7 protein-coding genes are annotated in these 9585 nt (G+C 69.3%); 5 read left to right on the plus strand and 2 right to left on the minus strand.

Annotation, left to right across the window (positions count from 1 at the left end; translation table 11 throughout):
- Positions 1-28: 28 nt before the first annotated feature.
- Positions 29-1180, plus strand: coding sequence for a mannose-6-phosphate isomerase, class I (gene manA, locus ACIO9J_RS30785; RefSeq protein WP_402006762.1), 1152 nt, complete (start codon positions 29-31; stop codon positions 1178-1180).
- A 110-nt stretch (positions 1181-1290) separates the two neighbouring features.
- The gene (locus tag ACIO9J_RS30790; RefSeq protein WP_402006765.1) at positions 1291-2250 is read left to right on the plus strand and encodes a cation diffusion facilitator family transporter; all 960 of its coding nucleotides are present in this window, start codon (positions 1291-1293) and stop codon (positions 2248-2250) included.
- Positions 2251-2347: 97 nt separating this feature from the next.
- On the opposite strand, the gene ACIO9J_RS30795 is transcribed toward ACIO9J_RS30790, so the two are convergent.
- On the minus strand, positions 2348-4435 hold the full coding sequence (locus ACIO9J_RS30795; RefSeq protein WP_402006768.1) for a fructose-specific PTS transporter subunit EIIC: 2088 nt from the start codon (positions 4433-4435) through the stop codon (positions 2348-2350).
- Positions 4436-4800: 365 nt separating this feature from the next.
- On the opposite strand from ACIO9J_RS30795, the gene ahcY reads away from it, so the two are divergent.
- Both ahcY and ACIO9J_RS30805 read left to right on the plus strand, forming a co-directional pair.
- Positions 4801-6255: an adenosylhomocysteinase gene (ahcY, locus tag ACIO9J_RS30800; RefSeq protein ID WP_402006771.1), complete on the plus strand. Its 1455-nt coding sequence runs from the start codon at positions 4801-4803 to the stop codon at positions 6253-6255.
- A 201-nt stretch (positions 6256-6456) separates the two neighbouring features.
- Positions 6457-7071, plus strand: coding sequence for a hypothetical protein (locus ACIO9J_RS30805; RefSeq protein ID WP_402006774.1), 615 nt, complete (start codon positions 6457-6459; stop codon positions 7069-7071).
- A 19-nt stretch (positions 7072-7090) separates the two neighbouring features.
- Here the strand turns inward: ACIO9J_RS30805 and ACIO9J_RS30810 are convergent, their stop codons facing one another.
- Positions 7091-8050 (minus strand): RDD family protein, encoded by a 960-nt coding sequence (locus ACIO9J_RS30810; protein ID WP_402006777.1) that lies wholly within the window; start codon positions 8048-8050, stop codon positions 7091-7093.
- Between the two features lie 88 nt (positions 8051-8138).
- Here ACIO9J_RS30810 and ACIO9J_RS30815 point away from each other — a divergent pair, with 88 nt between their 5' ends.
- Complete coding sequence (locus ACIO9J_RS30815; RefSeq protein ID WP_402006780.1) at positions 8139-9146, plus strand: stage II sporulation protein M; 1008 nt, start codon at positions 8139-8141, stop codon at positions 9144-9146.
- Positions 9147-9585: the final 439 nt, after the last annotated feature.

Here is a 9585-nt window from a genome sequence, read left to right on the forward strand (position 1 = left end):
CGCGTACGTAGCAAGGGAGACCCCCTCCGTGGACCGCCTCACCAACACCATCCGCCCCTACGCCTGGGGTTCCACCACCGCCATCGCGGAGCTCGTCGGCGCCGAGCCGACCGGGGAGCCGCAGGCCGAGATGTGGATGGGCGCCCACCCGGGCGCGCCCTCGCGCACCGAGCGCGGCGCGCTCAACGAGGTCATCGACGCGGACCCGGAGCACGAGCTCGGCAAGGAGGCCGTCGCCAAGTTCGGCCCCCGCCTGCCCTTCCTCCTCAAGCTCCTCGCCGCGGGCGCCCCGCTCTCCCTCCAGGTGCACCCCAACCTCGCGCAGGCGAAGGAGGGTTACGCGGAGGAGGAGCGCCGCGGCGTTCCGATCGACGCCGCGCACCGCAACTACAAGGACGCCAACCACAAGCCCGAACTGATCTGCGCCCTCACGCCGTTCGACGGCCTGTGCGGCTTCCGCGACCCCGCGGAGACCGCCGCGCTCCTGGAGGGCCTCGGCGTCGACTCCCTCAAGCCGTACGTCGACCTGCTGCGCGCGCACCCCGAAGAGGCCGCGCTCCGCGAGGTCCTGACGGCCGTCCTGACCGCCGACCCCGAGCAGATGGCCGAGACGGTCGACGAGGTCACGGCGGCCGCCCGCCGCCTGGGCGGTGCCTACACGGCGTACGCCGGAATCGCCCACCACTACCCCGGCGACCCGGGCGTCATCGCGGCGATGCTCCTCAACCACGTGCAACTGCAGCCAGGCGAGGCCCTGTTCCTCGGCGCCGGCGTCCCGCACGCCTACCTCGAAGGACTCGGCGTCGAGATCATGGCCAACTCGGACAACGTGCTGCGCTGCGGCCTGACCCCCAAGCACGTCGACGTGCCCGAACTCCTGCGCATCGTCCGCTTCGAGGCGGCCGACCCCGGCGTCCTGCGCCCCGAGGCGTCCCCCGACGGCGAAGAGGTCTACGACACCCCGATCGACGAGTTCCGCCTCTCCCGCTTCGTCCTGCCCGAGGGCGCCGCCCCGCACGACCTCACCGCCGCCACCCCGCAGATCCTGCTCTGCACGGCGGGCTCGGTCCGCGCGGGCGAACTGGCCCTGGCGCCCGGTGAGTCCGCATTCGTCCCGGCGGGCGAAAAGGCCGAAGTGTCCGGAGTCGGCACGGTTTTCCGTGCCACTGTGGTGGCCTGACGTACCAACGCCCTCTCGTGCTGCAACAATGACCCACCGCAAAGGCCGGGCAAAGCACTGACCCGGCGCCGTGGTCGTTACGTACGAAGGCGAAGGGACACCCCGCACTTATGAGCGCGTCAGGCGGAACAAAGGCGATCGTCGCGGCACTCGCCGCGAACCTCGCGATCGCGGTGGCGAAGTTCGTCGCGTTCATCTTCAGCGGCTCGTCGTCGATGCTCGCCGAGAGCGTCCACTCGCTCGCCGACTCCGGCAACCAGGGCCTGCTGCTCCTCGGCGGCAAGAAGGCCCAGCGCGAGGCGACCCCGCAACACCCCTTCGGCTACGGCCGCGAGCGCTACATCTACGCCTTCCTCGTCTCGATCGTCCTCTTCTCGGTCGGCGGCATGTTCGCGATCTACGAGGGCTACGAGAAGATCAAGAACCCGCACGAGCTGGAGCACTGGTACTGGCCCGTCGGGGTCCTGGTGTTCGCGATCATCGCGGAGAGCTTCTCCTTCCGTACGGCGATCAAGGAGTCCAACCCGCTGCGCGGCGACCTCTCCTGGAAGGAGTTCGTCCGCCGCGCCAAGGCGCCCGAGCTGCCCGTCGTCCTCCTGGAGGACTTCGGCGCGCTCGTCGGCCTGGTCCTCGCCCTCGGCGGCGTCGGCCTCGCGCTCGCCACCGGGGACGGCGTCTGGGACGGCATCGGCACGCTCTGCATCGGCATCCTGCTGATCCTCATCGCGATCGTCCTCGCCGCGGAGACCAAGTCCCTGCTGCTCGGCGAGGCCGCGGGCATCGAGGAGGTCGGCAAGATCGAGAAGGCCCTGGTCGACGGCGACACGGTCACCAAGGTCATCCACATGCGCACGCTGCACCTCGGCCCCGAGGAGCTGCTCGTCGCCGCGAAGATCGCCGTCCAGCACGACGACACGGCATCCGAGGTGGCCGCCGCGATCAACGCCGCGGAGGAGCGCATCCGCGCCGCGGTCCCGATCGCCCGGGTGATCTACCTCGAACCGGACATCTACAGCGAGGCGGCCGCGGCCCAGGGCACCAACCCGGCGAAGGCACCGGGCGCCCACTGAGACCGCTCCGTACGTACGTCGTTACGTACGTCGATGGGGCCCCGCACCGGTGTGGTGCGGGGCCCCATCGCTGTCTGCGCCTGCGTAATGCCGTGGTCTACCGGACCTCGCGCAGCACGTCGAGGATCGCGGCGTCGTCCGGCGCCGCCTCGAGCCGCTCACGGAAGCCGGTGTCCATCAGCTTCCGCGACAGCAGGGCGAGGATCCGCAGATGCTCGTCCCCGGCGGCCGCCTCCGGCACGGAGATCATGAAGATCAGCTTGGCCTTCGTACCGTCGAGCGCGCCCCACTCGATGCCCTCGGCCGACCGCGCGAACCCGACGAGCGGTGAGTCCACGGCGTCCGTCTTGGCATGCGGGATCGCGATCTCCTCGCCCAGACCCGTGGTGCCCTGCGCCTCGCGCCGCAGCGCGGTCTGCACCAGCTCCTCGACGTCGTTGACCTTGCCGGTCCCGGCGAGCAGCGCGGCCATCTCGCGGATCGCCGCCTCCTTGTCGTCGGCGGCCAGCTGGACCTTGACGGTCTGCTCGGTGAGATAGCCGGAGAGGACCTCGTCGGCGGGGGCCGCAGTGGGTGCGGGTGCCGGTGCGGGCGCCGGTGCGGTGGACGCCTCCGGAGCCTTCTGGAGACCGCCTGCCGCGACCGCCGCGCCGCCCGCGGCCGCGCCGACCCCGGCGAGCACCGGCTCGGGCCCGCCCGGCACGTCGACCAGCGGGGCGCCGCGCCGCTTGCGCTCACTGAGGTCGACCAGCGTCACGGTGGTGAGCGCGGTGACGACCGAGCCGATCGCGATGGCCACGAAGAACATCGGCACGCCGCCGACGGCACCGAGCACCGCCACGATCGGGCCACCGTGCGGCACCGCGTCCTTCACGCTCGCCATGCCGGCGATGGCACCGGCGACGGCGCCGCCGAGCATGTTGGCGGGGATGACCTGCGCGGGCCGCGCGGCGGCGAATGGAATGGCGCCTTCCGAGATCCCGAAGAAGCCCATGAACAAGGAGGCGAGTCCGGTCTCCCGTTCCTGCTCGGTGTAGAGGCGCTTGCGGATCAGCGTCGCGAGCCCCTGGCCGAGCGGCATGACCGGGATCGCCGCGGCGCACATGCCCATGACGGTCTGGTTGCCGGTCGCGATGAGTCCCGCGCCGAACAGGAACGCTGTCTTGTTGACGGGACCACCCATGTCGAACGCGATCATGAGCCCCAGGATCGCGCCGAGCAGGATCGCGCTGGTCCCGGTCATGCCGCTGAGCCAGCTGGTCAGATGCTCGAAGATCCACGAGATCGGCTTCCCGATGACGTAGATGAAGAACAGCCCGAGCGCCGTGGTCGCCACGATCGGGATCACGATGATCGGCATGATCGGCTGGACGAACTTCGGGACCTTGACCTTCTTGATCCACAACACCAGATAACCGGCCAGGAAGCCGGTGACGATGGCTCCGATGAAGCCCGCGCCCGCCTTGGAGTCGTACAGATCACCGGTGTTGGCGATCCAGCCACCGATCATGCCCGGCACCAGCGCGGGCCGGTCCCCGATCGCGTACGCGATGTAGCCCGACAGGATCGGCACCATCAGCGTGAAGCCGATGACACCGATCTGGTTGACGTGCATCCAGAACGAGCCGTCCGGGATGACGAGCCCGCCCTTGGGGTCGGTGTGCCCGCCGAGCGACAGCGAGATGGCGATCAACAGACCGCCCACCACCACGAACGGAATCATGTACGAGACGCCGTTCATCAGCGCCTTGTACGCGAGGCTCCGCTCCTTGCCGCCGCCACCGCCGGAGAGCGGCTCGGCGGAACCGCCACCACCGCCCCCGCCGTGCACGGGCGCGCTGCGCACCTGCTCGATCAGCCGCTCGGGGTGGCTGATGCCCTCGGACACCCCGACGGACAGCACGCGCTTGCCCACGAACCGGCTGCGGTCCACGTCCTTGTCGGCTGCGATGATGATGCCGTCGGCGTCTCTGACATCGTTGTCAGTCAGGACGTTCTCGGCCCCGATGGAACCCTGCGTCTCCACCTTCATGTCGATGCCGAGGCTCGCCGCGGCCTGCGAAAGCTTCTCCGCGGCCATGTACGTGTGAGCGATGCCGGTCGGACAGGCGGTCACCGCGAGCAGCTTCAACTTCTTCTGCTCGCTGCTGGCCCCGCCTATCGGGGGGTCGGCCGGACTGGTCACGTGGATCTCCTAACGCCCAAACACTTTTGCCGAACAAGATCGCGCACATGTTCCCGATCTCAAGGCATCCTGCAACACATAAGCGCAGGATCAAAAGCGCAAAGGTCCCATATCGTCCGGGTCTGACGGCCTCTGTGCCAGTGATGACGTGCCTGGAGGCGGGCTGGGGCTCCCTGGGCCAATCGGTGTAGCTTTGTGGGGAGCCAGACGTCGCTGCTGATGGCGGTCGGGCGGTCCACGCACGGATCGTCCGAGGGAGAGAGGGCCTCCGACGGACTGCGCTGCGCGCGCCGGCGCACCCCTGTGCCCGATGCCGCAGGTCAGCCATGTCCACCCTCGACCCATCCACGAGGAGCAGCTCACTCATGACTCTCATCAACGGCCAGGACTTCAAGGTCGCCGATCTCTCCCTCGCCGAATTCGGCCGCAAGGAGATCACCCTCGCCGAGCACGAGATGCCCGGCCTGATGTCGATCCGCAAGGAGTTCGCCGCCACCCAGCCGCTGGCCGGCGCCCGCATCATGGGCTCGCTGCACATGACCGTGCAGACCGCCGTCCTCATCGAGACCCTGGTCGCCCTGGGCGCCGAGGTCCGCTGGGTCTCCTGCAACATCTTCTCGACCCAGGACCACGCGGCCGCCGCCATCGCGGTCGGCCCGAACGGCACCGCGGACGACCCCCAGGGCATCCCGGTCTTCGCCTGGAAGGGCGAGACCCTCGACGAGTACTGGTGGTGCACGGAGCAGGCGCTGACCTGGCCGAACACCCCCACCGGCGGCCCGAACATGATCCTGGACGACGGTGGCGACGCCACCCTCCTCGTCCACAAGGGCGTCGAGTACGAGAAGGCCGGCAAGGTCCCCGCGGTCGACACCGCCGAGAACGACGAGCACCGCGTCATCCTCCAGCTCCTCAACCGCACCATCACCGAGGGCTCGCAGAAGTGGACCCAGCTCGCCTCGGAGATCCGCGGCGTGACCGAGGAGACCACGACCGGCGTCCACCGTCTCTACGAGATGCACCGTGACGGCTCGCTGCTCTTCCCGGCGATCAACGTCAACGACGCCGTCACCAAGTCGAAGTTCGACAACAAGTACGGCTGCCGCCACTCCCTGATCGACGGCATCAACCGCGCCACCGACGTCCTCATCGGCGGCAAGACCGCGGTCGTCCTCGGCTACGGCGACGTGGGCAAGGGCTGCGCGGAGTCCCTGCGCGGCCAGGGCGCCCGCGTGATCGTCACCGAGGTCGACCCGATCTGCGCGCTCCAGGCGGCGATGGACGGCTACCAGGTCACCACGCTCGACGAGGTCGTCGACAAGGCCGACATCTTCGTCACCACGACCGGCAACAAGGACATCATCATGGCCTCGGACATGGCCAAGATGAAGCACCAGGCGATCGTGGGCAACATCGGCCACTTCGACAACGAGATCGACATGGCCGGCCTCGCGAAGATCGAGGGCATCGTCAAGGACGAGGTCAAGCCCCAGGTCCACACCTGGAAGTTCCCCGACGGCAAGGTCCTCATCGTGCTCTCCGAGGGCCGTCTGCTGAACCTGGGCAACGCGACGGGCCACCCGTCCTTCGTGATGTCCAACTCGTTCGCGGACCAGACGCTGGCCCAGATCGAGCTGTTCACCAAGCAGGACGAGTACCCGACCGACGTCTACGTGCTCCCCAAGCACCTCGACGAGAAGGTCGCCCGTCTGCACCTCGACTCGCTCGGCGTGAAGCTCACGACGCTCCGCCCCGAGCAGGCCTCGTACATCGGCGTCGAGGTCGAGGGCCCGTACAAGCCCGACCACTACCGCTACTGACGGTCCGACCGGCCACCGGTCAGCACCACTTCAGCAGGCCCTCGCCCCCGCGGCGGGGGCCTGCCCCTTTGCGGCCGACGAGCCGAAGCTTTGCGGCCGACGAGCCAAAACGCCCGACGAGTCAAGGCCCGACGACCCAGAGCCCGAGAAGCCAAAGCCCGACGAGACTCACGCCAGGAACAGGACCGAGGACCGAGACCCATGCCCCGCGGCCGTTATTCGCTCCATGATCCGCACGATCACACCCCCCTCGGTGAAGAACACTTCCACTGCGCCCCCGGCCCCTCCGGCTGGCGCTACGTCTCCCAGCGCACCACCCCCTCGGGCGACCCAGCCGGCTCCGTCGACCTCGCACTCGACGACCGCGGCCGCCCCATCCGCCTCGAACTCCACGCCGGCGACTGGCAGGTCCGCGCCGCCGCCCTCAACGGCGTCACCTGGGTCCGCACCGACTCCACCGGCGAACACGCCACGGAGAACAACGCCCCCGCTCACGCCTTCACCGGCACATCCCCCGCCTTCCTCGTCGCGACGGCCCGGCTCCTGCGCCTGACCCCCGCTTCCCCCGCGACCCGCCTGCGCCTGGTCGCCTTCACGGACCCGGTCCTGGCCCCCCGCACCCTCGACCAGTCCTGGACCCTGCTGAAAAGCGAAGCACACGCCACTGACAACGGCCCGCTGACCGTGGACGAATACCAGGTCACAGCCCTGGACACCGGCGAACAGCACGCCGTCCACCTCACCGGCGACGTCGTCCTCGCGGCCCCGGGCATCGAGCTCGAACACCTCGAAACCCCGCCGTCCGCCTTCACCTGACGCCGCCCGGCTCCACCAGCTACGCGGGCGGCGCGAACCCAGTGGCGGGAGGCCCGGCCTCCTCAGAAGCCGGGGCCGAAGATGCGGGCGCGGGCGCGGGTGTGGGAGCAGCCGAAGTCGACGAGGCGGGGGAGCTCGACACAGCCGGGGGAGGGGGATAGGCACCCGCAGCCCCCGACCCGGTCCCCGCATCCACACCCGCACCCCCGCCCACGGCATACGGCGCCGACGCTTCACCGAAGGCCCGCCGCGTGTCCCGCGCCTGCCGCTCGTGGACGACAGCCGCCAGATAGGCGGCCGGCGGCACGCCCTGCGGCGCGGGCGCCCCCGTGCGATCGGCCAGATCGGCGGCGAGCCGCTCCGCCATCGCCCAGCCCACCTGCGGATCCAACTGCCGCATCCGCGTGAGGTACTGCCGAATCCCCAGCCACAGCCCTTCGGGCACACCGGACAGATCAAGCCCGGAGAACCGCCCCACCAGCCACGGCGGCGGAGGCGGAACGAACTCCCCCTGCCCCGAAGGCACCCGCTCGCGCACGACCAGCGTCCCCGCGAACACATCTCCGAGCCGCCGCCCGCGCGCCGACACCAGCGAGGCGACGCACGCGACGACCCCGAACGTCATCAGGATCTCGACGACTCCGACGGCCCCGCGCACCAGCGCGTGCCGGAACCGGATGGGCCCGCCGTCGTCCCGCACCACCCGCAGCCCGCACGCCAGCTTCCCCAGCGACCGCCCATGGCTGAGCGTCTCCACCGCGATGGGCCCGCCGATCAGTACGAGTACGAAGGCGGCGACCGCGACAGCGGCGGCCGCGGCGTCGTCCAGGGAGGCCGTCGAGGCGAGGATCCCCACGGTCACCGCCAGATAGACGGCCCATGCCACGACCAGATCGATCAGCACCGCGAGGGCCCGGCTCGGCAGTTTCGCGGGACGCAGCTCCAGCGCCACCGCCTCACCCGTCACAAGCTCACTCACGCCCGCCGCCCTTCCCTGCCCTGCCGTAGGACTGGCCAGTCTGCCAAGCTGAACAGCCACGCGCCGCAGTACGAGGAGCAGCCACCCGATGGACCTCGACGTCTTCGTGTCCGCCCACCGAGCCGAATGGGACCGGCTCGACGCCCTGCTGCGCCGCCAACGCCGCCTCTCCGGAGCGGAGGCCGACGAACTGGTCACCCTCTACCAACGCACCGCGACGCACCTCTCCCTGATCCAGTCCAGCGCCCCCGACCCACAGCTCATCGGCCGCCTCACACACCTGGTGGCACGCGCGCGTAGTGCCGTGACAGGAACCCGCCGAGCCTCCTGGCGCGACGTGACCCACTTCCTTGCCCGCGGTTTCCCCGCAGCGGTCTACCGCTCCCGCCACTGGTGGGTCCCCACGGCACTGCTCTCGACGGTCCTGGCCGCCATCATCGGCTGGTGGATCGCGACGCACCCCGAGGTCCAGGCATCGATCGCCGCCCCCGGCGAACTGCGCGAGCTCACCCGCCCCGGCGGCGAGTACGAGACGTACTACTCCAGTCATCCGGCGACCTCGTTCGCCGCGCAGGTCTGGACGAACAACGCCCAGGCGGCAGCGATGTGCCTGGTCCTCGGCGCCTTCCTCTGTTTCCCCGTCATCTGGATCCTCTTCCAGAACATGCTCAACCTCGGGGTCGGCATCGGCCTGATGTCCTCGGCCGACCGCCTCGACACCTTCCTCGGCCTGGTCCTCCCGCACGGCCTCCTGGAACTGACCGCGGTCTTCGTAGCGGCCGGCACGGGCCTGCGCCTCGGCTGGACCGTCATCGACCCAGGCCCCCGCACCCGCCGCACGGCCCTCGCCGAAGAAGGCCGAGCCGCCCTGGGCATGGCGATCGGCCTGGCCCTGGTCCTCTTCGTCTCCGGCGCCATCGAAGGCTTCGTCACCCCCTCCGGCCTGCCGACCTGGGCCCGCATCGGCATCGGCATCGCCGCTGAACTGGCCTTCCTCGCGTACGTCTATGTCCTGGGCGGCCGAGCCGCGCGCGAGGGTGAAACGGGGGACCTGGAGGGAGCCGACCGCAGTTCCGAGGTCCCCCTCGCAGCGTGATGTGCGTACGGCCCCGCTGAGCTGCTAGTCTCCTCTTCGCCCCAAGAAAACCGTTGACACGGATGGATTGGGGAGGTAGATTCGAACAGTTGCCTAGAGCTGGACAAGTCCGGCGGCGACAGTTAACATCTCCTTGCTTCTCGAATTTCATTGATTGAGAAGCCACCCCCGATAAATCGGAAAAACTTGAGCCGGTCAGTCCGGCCAAAAACTTCTGATAAAGTCGGACTCGCCGGAAAGGGAAACGCGAAAGCCGAAAGGCCGGAGCGGAAACCGGAAAGGCACCGAGGAAGTCGGACACGAAAGAGTCTGATAGAGTCGGAAACGCAAGAACAAAAGAAACGCCGAAGGGAAGCGCCCGGAGGAAAGCCCGAGAGGGTGAGTACAAAGGAAGCGTCCGTTCCTTGAGAACTCAACAGCGTGCCAAAAGTCAACGCCA

This window comes from Streptomyces sp. NPDC087300 (genome assembly GCF_044744425.1).
In the GTDB taxonomy this organism is placed as follows: Bacteria; Actinomycetota; Actinomycetes; order Streptomycetales; family Streptomycetaceae; genus Streptomyces.